This window comes from Pseudomonas sp. TYF_14, from assembly GCF_043105275.1.
GTDB classification, from domain to species: domain Bacteria; phylum Pseudomonadota; class Gammaproteobacteria; order Pseudomonadales; family Pseudomonadaceae; genus Aquipseudomonas; species Aquipseudomonas alloputida.
Window position 1 is genome coordinate 76,377 of sequence record NZ_JBICLK010000089.1, and the last position, 13,626, is coordinate 90,002.

11 protein-coding genes are annotated in these 13,626 nt (G+C 61.3%); 5 read left to right on the forward strand and 6 right to left on the reverse strand.

Annotated features, from left to right (window positions below):
- Window positions 1–12: 12 nt before the first annotated feature.
- From ACF8O8_RS25885 to acs, 4 genes are all read right to left on the reverse strand, one after another.
- Window positions 13–711 carry an ABC transporter permease gene (locus ACF8O8_RS25885; protein WP_003254520.1) on the reverse strand — a complete coding sequence of 233 codons (699 nt, stop codon included), beginning with the start codon at window positions 709–711 and terminating at the stop codon, window positions 13–15.
- Complete coding sequence (locus ACF8O8_RS25890) at window positions 708–1,397, reverse strand: ABC transporter permease (protein WP_003254523.1); 690 nt, start codon at window positions 1,395–1,397, stop codon at window positions 708–710. The genes ACF8O8_RS25885 and ACF8O8_RS25890 overlap by 4 nt, the downstream gene beginning before the upstream one ends.
- A gap of 88 nt (window positions 1,398–1,485) precedes the next feature.
- The gene (locus tag ACF8O8_RS25895; RefSeq protein WP_003254524.1) at window positions 1,486–2,271 is read right to left on the reverse strand and encodes an ABC transporter substrate-binding protein; all 786 of its coding nucleotides are present in this window, start codon (window positions 2,269–2,271) and stop codon (window positions 1,486–1,488) included.
- 535 nt (window positions 2,272–2,806) lie between these two features.
- Window positions 2,807–4,768, reverse strand: a complete 1,962-nt coding sequence (gene acs, locus ACF8O8_RS25900) for an acetate--CoA ligase (RefSeq protein WP_003254525.1) — start codon at window positions 4,766–4,768, stop codon at window positions 2,807–2,809.
- 397 nt (window positions 4,769–5,165) lie between these two features.
- Here acs and ACF8O8_RS25905 point away from each other — a divergent pair, with 397 nt between their 5' ends.
- Window positions 5,166–5,420, forward strand: a complete 255-nt coding sequence (locus tag ACF8O8_RS25905; protein ID WP_003254526.1) for a DUF2790 domain-containing protein — start codon at window positions 5,166–5,168, stop codon at window positions 5,418–5,420.
- Window positions 5,421–5,574: 154 nt separating this feature from the next.
- Here ACF8O8_RS25905 and ACF8O8_RS25910 read toward each other — a convergent pair whose 3' ends face one another.
- Window positions 5,575–7,134 carry a sigma-54-dependent phenylalanine hydroxylase transcriptional regulator PhhR gene (locus tag ACF8O8_RS25910; protein ID WP_014590097.1) on the reverse strand — a complete coding sequence of 520 codons (1,560 nt, stop codon included), beginning with the start codon at window positions 7,132–7,134 and terminating at the stop codon, window positions 5,575–5,577.
- Between the two features lie 257 nt (window positions 7,135–7,391).
- On the opposite strand from ACF8O8_RS25910, the gene phhA reads away from it, so the two are divergent.
- From phhA to ACF8O8_RS25930, 4 genes are all read left to right on the forward strand, one after another.
- Window positions 7,392–8,180, forward strand: a complete 789-nt coding sequence (phhA, locus tag ACF8O8_RS25915) for a phenylalanine 4-monooxygenase (RefSeq protein ID WP_003254528.1) — start codon at window positions 7,392–7,394, stop codon at window positions 8,178–8,180.
- A gap of 39 nt (window positions 8,181–8,219) precedes the next feature.
- Window positions 8,220–8,576: a 4a-hydroxytetrahydrobiopterin dehydratase gene (locus tag ACF8O8_RS25920; RefSeq protein ID WP_003254532.1), complete on the forward strand. Its 357-nt coding sequence runs from the start codon at window positions 8,220–8,222 to the stop codon at window positions 8,574–8,576.
- Between the two features lie 189 nt (window positions 8,577–8,765).
- Window positions 8,766–8,894, forward strand: a complete 129-nt coding sequence (locus ACF8O8_RS25925; RefSeq protein ID WP_003254533.1) for a hypothetical protein — start codon at window positions 8,766–8,768, stop codon at window positions 8,892–8,894.
- A 389-nt stretch (window positions 8,895–9,283) separates the two neighbouring features.
- A complete protein-coding gene (locus ACF8O8_RS25930) occupies window positions 9,284–10,486 on the forward strand; it encodes an MFS transporter (protein ID WP_350298161.1) in 1,203 nt (400 codons plus the stop codon).
- Between the two features lie 113 nt (window positions 10,487–10,599).
- On the opposite strand, the gene ACF8O8_RS25935 is transcribed toward ACF8O8_RS25930, so the two are convergent.
- Window positions 10,600–13,620 carry an FAD-binding and (Fe-S)-binding domain-containing protein gene (locus tag ACF8O8_RS25935; RefSeq protein WP_010955182.1) on the reverse strand — a complete coding sequence of 1,007 codons (3,021 nt, stop codon included), beginning with the start codon at window positions 13,618–13,620 and terminating at the stop codon, window positions 10,600–10,602.
- Window positions 13,621–13,626 lie beyond the last annotated feature (6 nt).

Here is a 13,626-nt window from a genome sequence, read left to right on the forward strand (position 1 = left end):
CTCACAAAGCGGTCAGTGCTTGCGCGGCGCCAGGTAGCCGAGCCAGCGGCGTTCGGCCATCTTGAACAGGCGCACCAGGATGAAGGTCAGGCACAGGTAGAACACGCCCGCCGTGATATAGGCCTCGAAAGGCAGGTAGTACTGGGCATTGACCGTGCGCGCAGCACCGGTGATGTCGATCAGGGTGACGATCGACGCCAGGCTGGTGGTCTGCAGCATCATGATCACTTCATTGCTGTACTGCGGCAGTGCCCGACGCAGTGCTGAAGGCAGCAGGATGCGGCGGTACATTTTCATGCGCGACATCCCCATGGCCTTGGCAGCCTCGATCTCGCCATGCGGCGTCGCCTTGAGGCTGCCGGCAATGATTTCGGCGGTGTAGGCGCTGGTATTGATGCCGAACGCCAGGCAGGCGCAGAAGGTGGCGCTGGACAGCAGCGGCCAGAAGATACTCTCGCGCACCGCCTCGAACTGGGCCAGGCCGTAGTAGATCAGAAACAGCTGCACCAGCATCGGCGTGCCACGGATGACGTAGGTGTACAGCCATGCAGCAAGGTTGACCACCGGCTGCCTGGATACCCGCATCAGGCCCAGCGGAATGGCTGCCAACAGGCCGAAGAAAAGCGAAATCGCCAGCAGTTTCAGGGTGGTCAGCAGGCCGCCGAAGTACATCGGCAGCGCTTCCCAGACGACGTTGTAGTCGAAGATCATAGTTCAGCCACCTTGACGCCCACCGAGTAGCGGCGCTCCAGATACTTCAGGGCCAACAGCGAAACACTGGTCAGCACCAGGTACAGCGCCGCCACTGCCAGGAAGAAGGTGAAGGGTTCGCGGGTGGCGTCAGCCGCCTGCTTGGCCTTGAACATCATGTCCTGCAGACCGACGACCGAAATCAGCGCAGTAGCCTTGGTCAGCACCAGCCAGTTGTTGGTGAAGCCCGGAATGGCCAGGCGAATCATTTGCGGCACCTGGATACGGAAGAACACCTGGCGAGGGCTCATGCCATACGCCACGCCCGCCTCGGCCTGGCCCTTGGGAATGCCCAGGAAGGCCCCGCGGAAGGTTTCCGAGAGGTAGGCGCCAAAGATGAAGCCCAGGGTACCGATACCCGCAATCAGCGGATTCAGATCGATATAGTCTTCATAGCCGAGCAGCGGCGCCACCCGGTTGATGATGTCTTGCCCGCCGTAGAAGATCAGCAGGATCAGGACCAGGTCCGGAATACCACGGATCACCGTGGAATACAGATCGCCCAGCCAGGCCAACCAGCGCACTGGCGACAAACGCAGCGCCACACCGATCAGGCCGAGCACGATGGCCAGGGCCATCGACGACAGGGCGAGCTGTAGCGTCAGCCACGCCCCGTCGAGGATGACTGCCCCGTAGCCTTTCAACATGATGAGGTCCTCGACCTAGAGAATGAAAAATGGTGCAAACCTCAGAGCCTCTGCTGTTTGCACCATTGCACAGGTGAAACCCGACGTCTTACTTCGAGTCTGGACCGTAGATGTCGAAATTGAAGTACTTGCTTTCGATTTCTTTGTACTTGCCGTTGGCACGGATGGCGTCGATCGCCGCGTTGATGCGGTCGACATTGGCCTTGTCACCCTTGCGTACGGCAATACCGATACCGTCACCGAAGTACTTGGCGTCGGTGAAGGCCGGGCCTACGAACGCGAAGCCCTTGCCGGCGTCAGTCTTGAGGAAGCCATCTTCCAGCAGGGTGGCGTCAGCCACAGTGCCGTCGAGGCGGCCAGCTGCGACGTCCAGGTAGATTTCGTTCTGGGTGCCGTAAGGCACCACGGTGGCACCCTTGGCGCCCAGCACTTCCTTGGCGAAGCGGTCGTGAATGGAGCCGCGCTGCACGCCGATCTTCTTGCCTTTCAGTTCGTCCAGGCTGTCGCTGACGGTGGTGCCGTCCTTCATGACCAGGCGCGCCGGAGTCAGGTAGTAGCGCTTGGTGAAGTCGACCGACTTCTTGCGGTCATCGGTGATCGACATGGACGACAGGATGGCGTCGATCTTGCGCACTTTCAGCGCCGGGATCAGGCCGTCGAACTCCTGCTCGACCCAGGTACACTTGGTTTTCATCTCTTCGCACAGCGCGTTGCCGATATCGTAGTCAAAGCCGGCAATGCTGCCGTCAGGTTGCTTGAAGGCGAAGGGTGGGTAGGCAGCTTCGATGCCGATTTTCAGCGGTTTTTCAGCAGCCTGCGACACCAGGGAAAACACAGACAGCGCCAGGGCGCCAAGCAGTGCGAGCTTCTTCATCAGGTAACTCCATCGGTACGGGGCAATACAAGGCAGGTAACAGCTGCCCGATATGCGAATGAGTACAACGCGAGCCGCGCAGGGTTCGACCAAGGCCGCATACCACGAGCGAGTGAGTGGCATTTTAACGACAGCCCGGTAGTCGATATTTCTTCAAAGCGACAACTACTTATAGAAGCGCCTGAAACCGCCGCGGGCGATGTTGACAGCCAGTGCAGAATATGCAATGGCGCAAGAAATAGAACCTATAGACCTAGCAATTCCTGGGCCTATTATTGGCAAAGCCTTGTACGACGGCAAGTGCAGCGTGCCTTGATGCACAAAATGCTGACTCCGATGCACCGAAACGGGCCGGAATTGTTTCCTGGCGCCCCGAACCTGTGCGGGGCCGGTGACAGAACAGTAACCGATGATTGTCGGGTAACAATGCAAAAGCGGGCTTGCCCGCGAATGCGTGAGGTCAGGGGACAGCTTAGCCTGAACTGACGCATTCGCGGGCAAGCCCGCTCCTGCAGGGGGTATTGCCGGGAAGGGGTTAGGCCGAAGCCAGGTTCATCGCCTTGTGGGTATCGATCAGGTGCTGTACCACACCCGGGTCGGCCAAGGTCGAGATATCGCCCAGGGCGTCGTACTCACCGGTGGCAATCTTGCGCAGGATGCGGCGCATGATCTTGCCCGAGCGGGTCTTCGGCAGCCCCGGCGCCCACTGGATCACATCTGGCGAAGCAATCGGGCCGATCTCCTTGCGCACCCAGTTCTTCAGCTCCAGGCGCAATTGCTCGCTGGCCTCGATGCCGGCATTGAGGGTGACATACACATAAATGCCCTGCCCTTTGATGTCATGCGGCACGCCAACCACTGCAGCCTCGGCAACCTTCGAGTGCGCGACCATGGCGCTTTCGATTTCGGCAGTGCCCATGCGGTGGCCGGACACGTTGAGCACGTCATCCACACGGCCGGTGATCCAGTAGTAACCGTCCTCGTCGCGGCGCGCACCGTCGCCGGTGAAGTACATGCCACGGAAGGTCTTGAAGTAGGTGTCGACGAAGCGGTCATGGTCGCCGTACAGCGAACGCGACTGACCCGGCCAGGAGTCGAGGATTACCAGGTTGCCTTCGGCAGCACCGTCGATCAGGTTGCCCAGGTTATCGACCAGGGCAGGCACCACACCGAAGAACGGGCGGGTTGCCGAACCCGGCTTGAGGCCGGTGGCACCAGGCAGCGGGCTGATCAGAATGCCGCCGGTCTCGGTCTGCCACCAGGTGTCGACGATCGGGCAACGCTCCTTGCCGACGGTCTTGTAGTACCAGTTCCAGGCCTCAGGGTTGATCGGCTCACCCACCGACCCCAGCAGGCGCAGGCTGGAACCGTCGGCGCCTTCAACAGCCGCCTGCCCTTCGGCCATCATGGCGCGAATGGCAGTTGGCGCTGTGTAGAGGATGTTGACCTTGTGCTTGTCGACGATCTTCGATACGCGGGTAATGTCCGGGTAGTTCGGCACGCCTTCGAACAGCAAGGTGGTGGCGCCGTTGGCCAGCGGGCCGTAGACGATATAGCTGTGGCCTGTGACCCAACCGACGTCGGCGGTGCACCAGTACACCTCGCCCGGACGGTAATCGAACACCCGTTCATGGGTCAGCGCGGCGTAAACCAGGTAACCGCCTGTGGTGTGCAGCACGCCCTTCGGCTTGCCGGTGGAGCCGGAGGTATAAAGGATGAACAGCGCCTCTTCAGCACCCATTTCTTTGGGGGCGCAGTGGCTGGAGGCCACTTTCATCAGGTCTTCGTACCAGATGTCGCGGTGCTGGTGCCAGGCAATGTCGCCACCGGTGCGCTTGCACACGATGATTTTCTGCACGCTGCTGGTTTCAGGGTTGGTCAGCGCCAGGTCGACGTTGGCCTTGAGCGGGGTACGGCGGCCACCACGCACGCCTTCGTCGGCAGTGATCACCACCTTGGATTTGCAGTCGATGATACGGCCAGCCAGCGCCTCGGGCGAGAAGCCACCGAACACCACCGAGTGAATCGCACCAATGCGTGCACAGGCCAGCATGGCGACCACCGCCTCGGGGATCATCGGCATATAGATGGTGACCACGTCACCGCGGTGCACATCCTGGCCACGCAGGGCGTTGGCGAACTTGCAGACCTGCTCGTGCAACTCGCGGTAAGTGATGTTGCGGTGCTCGGAAGGGTCGTCACCTTCCCAGATGATGGCCAACTGGTCACCGCGCTCTTCAAGGTGGCGGTCCAGGCAGTTGGAGGAAACGTTCAGAGTGCCGTCGGCGAACCATTTGATATCGACATGGTGGTCGTCGAAGGAGGTCTGCTTGACCTTGGTGAACGGCTTGATCCAGTCGATACGCTGGGCCTGCTCGCGCCAGAAGCCGTCCGGGTTGATCACCGATTGCTGGTACATGGCCTTGTAGGTGGCCTCGTCGGTCAGGGTAGTGGCCGCAACCTCGGGACGAACGGGATACAGTGGAGCCGCACTCATCTGTGTTACCTCGGTGTAATAGTTGTTTTTGTATGGAACCGTTTGTAACTGTACCAGAGCGACAAAAGCCATTCGACGTTGGTAGTAATTTGGTACACCCGTTCCGGCAAAACGCTCTGGCGCGGGCATTACAGCCTTGCCGACGAAAAAACGAGGGGTTTGCCACAGGATTGTTACAGATTCTGTCAAAACACTTTATCAAAACACCCACTGTTTCGGCCTTGGCCAGCGCCATAAAATTCACCTCGCCAGCAACGGCAAGGCGATTAACAACTGGTAACAGCCCCCACGAAGGCAAGCGTTAATCTCCATCTAATCCCGATAGTTAAAACTAGCAATACTCGCGGCGCCATAAGCGCCGCGTGCCCCCTCACGACCTTAGACAGGTAAATAGAAAATGAAAGCTTTACTGGTATTGGTACTTGGCAGTCTTTGCGGCGCGGCAATGGCCGGCGAAGCCAAAGATGCCGAGCAGATTCCGGTTGAACAGTACAGTTACTCGCAGCACCTGGACATTGCCCGCGTTATTTCCATGAGCGAAGTGCCCAATGTGTGCGAAGTCGTGCCAGCCCGCATGACCTACGAGGACTCCCAGGGCCAGAAGCACATTCTCGAATACCGCGTGATGGGGAACGGCTGCTCTAACGGCTGATACCTTGTGAATTGGGGGCCCTGCGGGCCCCTTCGCGGGTGAACCCGCTCCTACGGGTACCTCGCACACCATGAATACGGCGCGGTACCTGTAGGAGCGGGTTCACCCGCGAAGCATTCACCACCTGATTAACAGGCTATTAACTTACAGCCATTTAATCAGTCGACTTGCCCAACGAATAATCCCTCAACTTGTTGGCAATCGTGGTATGCGAAACACCCAGTCTTTTGCCCAAGGCCCGACTACTGGGAAACTCCCCCATCAAACTTTCCAGCACCGCCTTTTCAAAGCGCCCGACTATCTGCGAAAGATCCCCTTCCAGCGAAAACTCGCCCAACGGTTGCCGCACGCCATAATCCGGCAAACGAATATGCTCGCTTTTAACCACGCCGCCGTCACATAACGAAACCGCCTGGAACAAAACGTTTTCCAACTGCCTTACATTACCTGGCCAGTGATACTGCCCAAGTTTGTCCATTGCCGCCGGTGCCAGGCGCGGCATGGCGCAGCCAATCTGCCGACTGGCCTGATCGAGAAAATGCTGCACCAACCCCTCCAGACCATCCATGCATTCGCGCAAAGGCGGAATGTGCAGCGACAGTACATTGAGCCGGTGATACAGGTCCTGGCGAAACTCGCCACGGGCACACAACTCGGACAAATCGACCTGGGTTGCACAAATCACCCGCACATCCAGGTAGACCTCTTCATCGCTACCTACCCGACGGAAGCAGCCGTCCTGCAGAAAGCGCAGCAGCTTTACCTGCAAGCGCGGGCTCATCTCCCCTACCCCGTCAAGGAACAGCGTGCCGCCTGCAGTCAACTCCAGCAGCCCCAGCTTGCCTTCGGCCCGTGCCCCTTCGAATGCCCCGGGGCCGTAACCGAACAGCTCAGTCTCGGCCATCGACTCGGGCAGCCCGGCGCAGTTGAGCGCCATCAGCGGCGACTGCCCACGCGGGCTGGCCAGGTGGCAGGCACGCGCCAGCAACTCCTTGCCGGTTCCGGTTTCGCCCTCGATCAGCAACGGTGCATCCAGCGGCGCCATGCGCCGCGCTTCACGCACCACGGCAGCCATCACCCGCGAGCTCTGGAAGATGCTGTCGAAGCCACGCAGCTCTTGCTTGCGCACATTGTAGATACGCTCGCCGATCCGGTCGGCACGGTGCAGGGTAAGCACCGCGCCGGCCAGCGCCTCGCTGTCATCGTGTTCGGACTGCAGCGGTGCGATATCGGCCAGAAACACATCACCTTTGACTTTGATGCGCAAGCCGTTGATGCGCGACTTGTTGGCCCGCACCAGCTCCGGAAGATCGAAGTCTTCTACGTAGCGCGCCAGCGGCATGCCCGGCACCTCATCAACCCGCACGCCAAGCAACTGCGCGGCTGCACGGTTGGCCGCAACGATGCTGCCGCCCATGTCGATCGACAGCACCGGGAAGTCCAGCGCCCCCAGCAACGCATTCAGCTCCATGTGCCGGCGTTCGCTGGGCATCAGGCCCACACGCTTAACGCCGAATACGCCGGCAATGGCCTCGAACTTCGGCCGCAGGGCCTGAAATTGCAGGTTGATCAGGTTCGGGCAGTGCAGGTAGATGGCGTTGCCATGATCACCGCCCACCTCGCCGCGCAGTACGTTGATGCCGTACTCCACCAGCAGGTTGAGGATGTCGCGCAGGATGCCAATGCGGTTCTGGCAATGGACTTTGATACGCATGAGGGCTCTCGAAGCGCTGATGTTTTTCAACACAGCGCGGAAAAGTCGTAAAGATAAGCTGACAAAAACTGTGTTTCCGCCAGCCAGATGCCTCGAATTTTCCGACACTTGCCGAGTTTTGTAAAATTATCGTTACGAAAACCGACGTCGGCACACTCCGCGGCCGATCCGCGCCCCCGTGCAAAACCTCTGGCGAAGGGATATTCCTTTAGGCATGTCCTGCACATAACAAGAAAAGCCCTCACCAGGAGAGCCTCATGAAACAGACGCAATACGTGGCACGCGAGCCCGATGCGCATGGTTTTATCGATTACCCGCAGCAAGAGCATGCGGTGTGGAACACCCTGATCACCCGCCAGCTGAAAGTGATCGAAGGCCGTGCGTGCCAGGAATACCTGGACGGCATCGACCAGCTGAAATTGCCGCATGACCGCATTCCGCAACTGGGCGAGATCAACAAGGTGCTGGGTGCCACCACCGGCTGGCAGGTTGCCCGGGTTCCGGCGCTGATCCCCTTCCAGACCTTCTTCGAATTGCTGGCCAGCAAGCGCTTTCCGGTCGCCACCTTCATCCGCACCCCGGAAGAGCTGGACTACCTGCAAGAGCCGGATATCTTCCACGAGATCTTCGGCCACTGCCCGCTGCTGACCAATCCCTGGTTCGCCGAATTCACCCACACCTACGGCAAGCTCGGCCTGGCCGCGACCAAGGAACAACGTGTGTACCTGGCACGCTTGTACTGGATGACCATCGAGTTTGGCCTGATGGAAACCGCGCAAGGCCGCAAAATCTATGGTGGTGGCATCCTCTCGTCGCCGAAAGAGACCGTCTACAGTCTGTCTGACGAGCCTGAGCACCAGGCCTTCGACCCGATCGAGGCCATGCGTACGCCCTACCGCATCGACATTCTGCAACCGGTGTATTTCGTACTGCCGAACATGAAGCGCCTGTTCGACCTGGCCCACGAGGACATCATGGGCATGGTCCATAAAGCCATGCAGCTGGGTCTGCATGCACCGAAGTTTCCACCCAAGGTCGCTGCCTGAGCGACCTTGCCGATAACAACTCGAACCGGAAAACACCTCATGAATGCCTTGAACCAAGCCCATTGCGAAGCCTGCCGCGCCGATGCGCCGAAAGTCACCGACGAAGAGCTGGCCGAGCTGATCCGCGAAATCCCGGACTGGAACATCGAAGTACGTGACGGCCACATGGAGCTGGAGCGCGTGTTCCTGTTCAAGAACTTCAAGCACGCCTTGGCGTTCACCAATGCCGTGGGCGAAATCGCCGAAGCCGAAGGCCACCACCCAGGGCTGCTGACTGAATGGGGCAAGGTCACCGTGACCTGGTGGAGCCACTCGATCAAAGGCCTGCACCGCAACGACTTCATCATGTGTGCACGCACTGACAAGGTGGCGGAAACGGCTGAAGGCCGGAAGTAAACACCAGAAGGAAGGGGCCAGAGGCCCCTTTTTTCATGGGGCATATGTGCGCTGTTCGCCCGCAAAACCGACAAACGACCGGGAAAAAAACCAAACTGTCATCCAGACTTGTGTATCCTGCCCGAGCTTTTTGAAGCTCCAAACGCGCCTGGCGCAGACTTTTCACTCACACTTGCGAGGAACGACGAGATGCATGAAATCCCGAATCTTCCCTTCCCAAGCCTGAACCCAGAAGAGCCATCCGTGACCGTTCACGCCGAACCGGCAGCTGCCGCCGAGCAGGATGGTGACGATCAATCCAGCGCTGACCAGGAATAACTGCGCATCCCCGACTGTGTGAAAACGGCTGACCTGCGGGCTACCCCCGTCATCACGTTTTCACACCGTCTAAAATCAACGTTGTAACAACCCACTACCACCTGCCCCGCCCCTCCCCCCACACTGACTCGTGCCTCCTACCGCTAAGAGGCAGAAATGCGCCAGCCGCTCAAGCGCTCGACGCCCTGCTGCATTCGTCCAGGTTCACCCGATGAGCCGGCTTTGTCCTGCTGCGCTTGCGGCTGGATTACTCGCAAGCCGAGTTCAGTGTGACCAGGATGCTCGATTACACCAACTGACTACAGGCTGACAGCTGCGCCCGCAAACACCCTTGCTGTGGTTAAGATGGCGGCATACACCGCCATTCTTACCGCAGCAACGGATCCCCAATGCCAGCACGCAGTCCCACGTCCCTTGCCGTCACTGGGCAAATCGTCTCCATCGTCCTGTTCACCTTCATCGGCTACCTGAACATCGGCATCCCTCTGGCCGTGTTGCCCGGCTATGTGCACAACGACCTGGGTTTCAGTGCTGTGGTCGCCGGCCTGGTGATCAGCGTGCAGTACCTCGCGACGTTGCTCAGCCGCCCTGGCGCCAGCCGTATCATCGACAACCACGGCAGCAAGAAGGCAGTCATGTACGGCCTGGCCGGCTGCGGGCTAAGCGGGGTATTCATGCTGGCCTGCGCCTTCCTCACTCACCTGCCCTGGCTGAGCCTGGCTTGCCTGCTGGTCGGCCGCCTGGTGCTGGGCAGCGCCGAAAGCCTGGTAGGCTCGGGTGCGATCGGCTGGGGCATTGGTCGGGTGGGTGCCGCAAACACGGCCAAGGTCATCTCCTGGAACGGCATCGCCAGCTATGGTGCGCTGGCCATCGGCGCCCCACTGGGTGTGCTGATGGTCAAAGGCATCGGGCTGTGGAGCATGGGTGTGAGCATCATCCTGCTGTGCGTACTCGGTTTGCTGCTGGCCTGGCCCAAGCAAGCCGCACCCATCGTCAGCGGTGTACGCCTGCCGTTCCTGCGGGTGCTGGGCAAGGTATTCCCGCATGGCTCGGGGCTTGCCCTGGGTTCGATCGGCTTTGGCACCATCGCCACCTTCATCACCCTTTACTATGCAAGCCGTGGCTGGGCCAATGCGGCGCTGACCCTGAGCCTGTTCGGCGCCAGTTTCATCAGCGCACGGCTGCTCTTTGGCAACCTGATCAACCGCATCGGTGGCTTCAGGGTGGCGATCGCCTGCCTGTCGGTGGAAACGCTCGGGTTGTTGATGCTGTGGCTGGCACCCAACGCCGAACTGGCCTTGGCGGGGGCTGCATTGAGCGGGTTTGGTTTCTCGCTGGTGTTTCCGGCATTGGGCGTGGAGGCAGTGAACCAAGTGTCGGCAGCTAACCGCGGGGCGGCGGTGGGGGCGTATTCGCTGTTCATCGACTTGTCACTGGGGGTGACCGGGCCATTGGTCGGTGCGGTGGCGGCGGGGTTCGGCTTTGCTTCGATGTTTCTGTTCGCGGCGGCTGCGGCAGCGTGCGGGTTGGTGTTGAGCCTCTATTTGTACCGCCAAGGGCGTAGGGACAGGGACCGTACAACAGAAGACTGAAAGCCGCTGCCGGCCTCTTCGCGGGTAATCCCGCCCCCCTGGCGTGCACGATCCCCCGTAGGAGCGGGTTCACCCGCGAAGGGCTGCAAAGCAGCCCCCAAAGGCCCTGAACCTTAGCGCTGAGCGTACTGCAACACCACCTCAAGCGGGTGACGCATCTTCCGCTCGGTCATGCGCTTGACCTGGCTACGGCACGAATAACCGGTTGCCAGCGGCTCCCCGTCCTTGTCCAGCTTGGTCGCCCAGCTCTGCTCGAATATGGTCCGAGACGTTTCCTGGTTGCGAGCTTCGTGCCCATAGGTACCGGACATACCACAGCAACCGGTGGCCTCGGTCACCAGCTTCAGCCCCAGACGGGCGAACACCTGCTCCCACTGCCGGGTGCTGGCCGGCACATTGGTCTTCTCGGTGCAGTGCGCCATCAGGCGGAAGCTGCCCGGTGCGGCAGGCGCCTGCTCGGGCAGCACATCCATCAACCATTCCTGCGGCAACAGCACCTTCGGGCAACCCTCCAGGCCTGGCACCTTCTGGTACTCCTGGCGATACACCAGCGTCATCGCCGGGTCCAGCCCCACCAGCGGCACGCCGCAGTCGGCCAGGGCCTTGAGCTGCGTGGCGTTGCGGATCGCTGCCTTGGCAAACGCGCCAAGGAAACCCTGTACGTGCAACGGCTTGCCGTTGGCGCTGTACGGCGCCAGGAATACCCGGTGGCCCAGGCGGTGGGCAAGGTCGATGAAGGCCGACAGCAGCGGCGTTTCGAAGTAGCGGGTGAAGGCGTCCTGCACCAGCACGATGCTGCGCTCGCGCTGGGCCGGGGTCAGCTCGCGCAGGGCCGGCACCGTGGCCATGCCAACGCGACAACGGGTCAGGGTAGCCTGGAAGTTGAAGCGGCTGATCAGCGGGCTGTCGACCATGCCCACCTTGTCGGCCAGCAGCTGGCTCACCCACTTCGAGCCCATCACCGCGTTGTACAGCCCCGGCGCGTGCGCCAGGTAGGGGATGGTGAACTCGAGCGAGCCGATCAGGTAGTCACGCAGCGGGCGCTGGTAGCGACCGTGGTAAAGCTCGAGGAAGCGCGAGCGGAAATCCGGCACATTGACCTTGATCGGGCACTGCCCGGCGCACGACTTGCACGCCAGGCAGCCGGCCATAGCGTCGTACACTTCATGGGAGAAGTCTTCCTGGCCCTGGTTGCGCGCACGGTTGTTGCGCAGACGCGCCGGCAGGCCCTTGAGCCACGACACCTTGTTGCGCGCCGCAGCCAGCACATCGATGTTCGCCTCGCCCTGCAGGCGCAGCCACTCGCGCATCAGCGAGGCGCGCCCCTTGGGCGAATGCTGGCGTTCGCGGGTGGCCTTCCACGACGGGCACATGGCGTCGTTGGGGTCATAGTTGTAACAGGCGCCATTGCCGTTGCAGTGCACGGCGCTGGGGAAGTCCTGCCAAACGCGCTCGTCAATGGTACGGTCAAGGTCGCCGCGCAGGGTCACGCCATCGACCGGGGTCAGGCCCTCTGCGCTGCCAAGTGGCGTGCAGATCTTGCCCGGGTTGAGCTGGTTGTGCGGGTCAAAGGCGCCCTTCAGGCGCTGCAACGCCGGGTACAGTTCGCCGAAGTACTCGGGCACGTATTCCGAGCGCAAGCCCTTGCCGTGCTCACCCCACAGCAACCCGCCATAACGTTTGGTCAGCGCGGCAACGGCATCGGAAATCGGCTTGACCAGCGCGGCCTGCACCGGGTCCTTCATGTCCAGTGCCGGGCGCACGTGCAGCACGCCGGCATCGACGTGGCCAAACATGCCGTAGGCCAGGCCGTAGCCGTCGAGCAGTGCGCGGAAGTCGGCGATGTAGTCGGCCAACTGTTCTGGTGGTACTGCGGTGTCCTCCACGAACGGCTGCGGGCGCACTTCGCCTTCGACGTTGCCCAGCAGGCCGACCGAACGCTTACGCATGGTATAGACGCGGGTGACTGCCTCGGCGCCTTCGGCCAAGGTGTGGCCCAGGCGCTCGACGCTGGTGTCGCTTTGCAGGTGCTGGATGAACGCCTGCACCTTGGCGTTGACCTCGGCCGGCTCGTCGCCGCAGAACTCCACCAGGTTGATGCCCAGCGTGGGGCGCTCGGGGTCCGCCGGGAAGTACTCGGCAACGCTGTGCCAGACGATGTCTTTCATCGCCAGCATCAGCACCTTGGAGTCGACCGTCTCGATCGACAGCGGCTTGTGCGCCATCAGCGCGTTGGCATCACGCAGCGCATCCATGAAGCTGGTGTAGCGCACATTGACCAGCACCGCATACTTGGGAATCGGCAGCACGTTGAGCTTGGCTTCGACCACGTAGCCCAGCGAGCCCTCGGCGCCGCACAGTACGCTGTTGAGGTTGAAGCGGCCCTGCTCGTCGCGCAGGTGCGCCAGGTCGTAGCCGGTCAGGCAACGGTTGAGCTTGGGGAAGGTGGTTTCAATCAGTTCGGCCTGGGTTTCCTGAATTTCCCGGGCCATGCGGTACACCTCGCCGACCCGGCCCGGCGCGGCGCAGGCCTGTTCCAGCGCAGCATCGTCGATCGGCAGGCTGTGCAGGCGTTCGCCACCGAGCAGCACGCTGTGCAGCTCCAGCACGTGGTCGCGGGTTTTACCGTAGGTGCAGCTGCCCTGGCCACTGGCATCCGTGTTGATCATGCCGCCGACCGTGGCGCGGTTGGAGGTGGACAGCTCAGGGGCGAAGAACAGCCCGTGCGGCTTGAGCGCAGCATTGAGCTGGTCCTTGACCGTGCCGGCCTGTACCCGCACCCAGCGCTCTTCCACGTTGATTTCGAGGATGTTGTTCATGTGCCGCGACAGGTCGACGACGATACCGTCGGTCAGCGACTGGCCGTTGGTGCCGGTGCCACCACCGCGCGGGGTCAGCTTGACCTGCTGGAAGCGCGGCTCGCCCATCAGCGTGGCGACCCGCGCCACATCGTCGGCATCCAGCGGGAACACCGCCGCCTGCGGCAAGCGCTGGTAGATCGAGTTGTCGGTGGCCAGTACCGTGCGGGTTGCGTAGTCGGCACTGATCTGGCCGCGGAAGCCGCTGTTGCGCAGGGCTTCGAGGAATTCGGGGTAATTGGCGCTCGGTGCAACGGTGGACAGCTGGGCGATCATCGAAGG

What these genes read in the sequence shown, in the direction of transcription:
- ACF8O8_RS25885 (WP_003254520.1), bottom strand. Translation starts at nt 711, where the DNA reads ATGATCTTCGACTACAACGTCGTCTGGGAAGCGCTGCCGATGTACTTC.
- ACF8O8_RS25890 (WP_003254523.1), bottom strand. Translation starts at nt 1,397, where the DNA reads ATGTTGAAAGGCTACGGGGCAGTCATCCTCGACGGGGCGTGGCTGACG.
- ACF8O8_RS25895 (WP_003254524.1), bottom strand. Translation starts at nt 2,271, where the DNA reads ATGAAGAAGCTCGCACTGCTTGGCGCCCTGGCGCTGTCTGTGTTTTCC.
- acs (WP_003254525.1), bottom strand. Translation starts at nt 4,768, where the DNA reads ATGAGTGCGGCTCCACTGTATCCCGTTCGTCCCGAGGTTGCGGCCACT.
- ACF8O8_RS25905 (WP_003254526.1), top strand. Translation starts at nt 5,166, where the DNA reads ATGAAAGCTTTACTGGTATTGGTACTTGGCAGTCTTTGCGGCGCGGCA.
- ACF8O8_RS25910 (WP_014590097.1), bottom strand. Translation starts at nt 7,134, where the DNA reads ATGCGTATCAAAGTCCATTGCCAGAACCGCATTGGCATCCTGCGCGAC.
- phhA (WP_003254528.1), top strand. Translation starts at nt 7,392, where the DNA reads ATGAAACAGACGCAATACGTGGCACGCGAGCCCGATGCGCATGGTTTT.
- ACF8O8_RS25920 (WP_003254532.1), top strand. Translation starts at nt 8,220, where the DNA reads ATGAATGCCTTGAACCAAGCCCATTGCGAAGCCTGCCGCGCCGATGCG.
- ACF8O8_RS25925 (WP_003254533.1), top strand. Translation starts at nt 8,766, where the DNA reads ATGCATGAAATCCCGAATCTTCCCTTCCCAAGCCTGAACCCAGAAGAG.
- ACF8O8_RS25930 (WP_350298161.1), top strand. Translation starts at nt 9,284, where the DNA reads ATGCCAGCACGCAGTCCCACGTCCCTTGCCGTCACTGGGCAAATCGTC.
- ACF8O8_RS25935 (WP_010955182.1), bottom strand. Translation starts at nt 13,620, where the DNA reads ATGATCGCCCAGCTGTCCACCGTTGCACCGAGCGCCAATTACCCCGAA.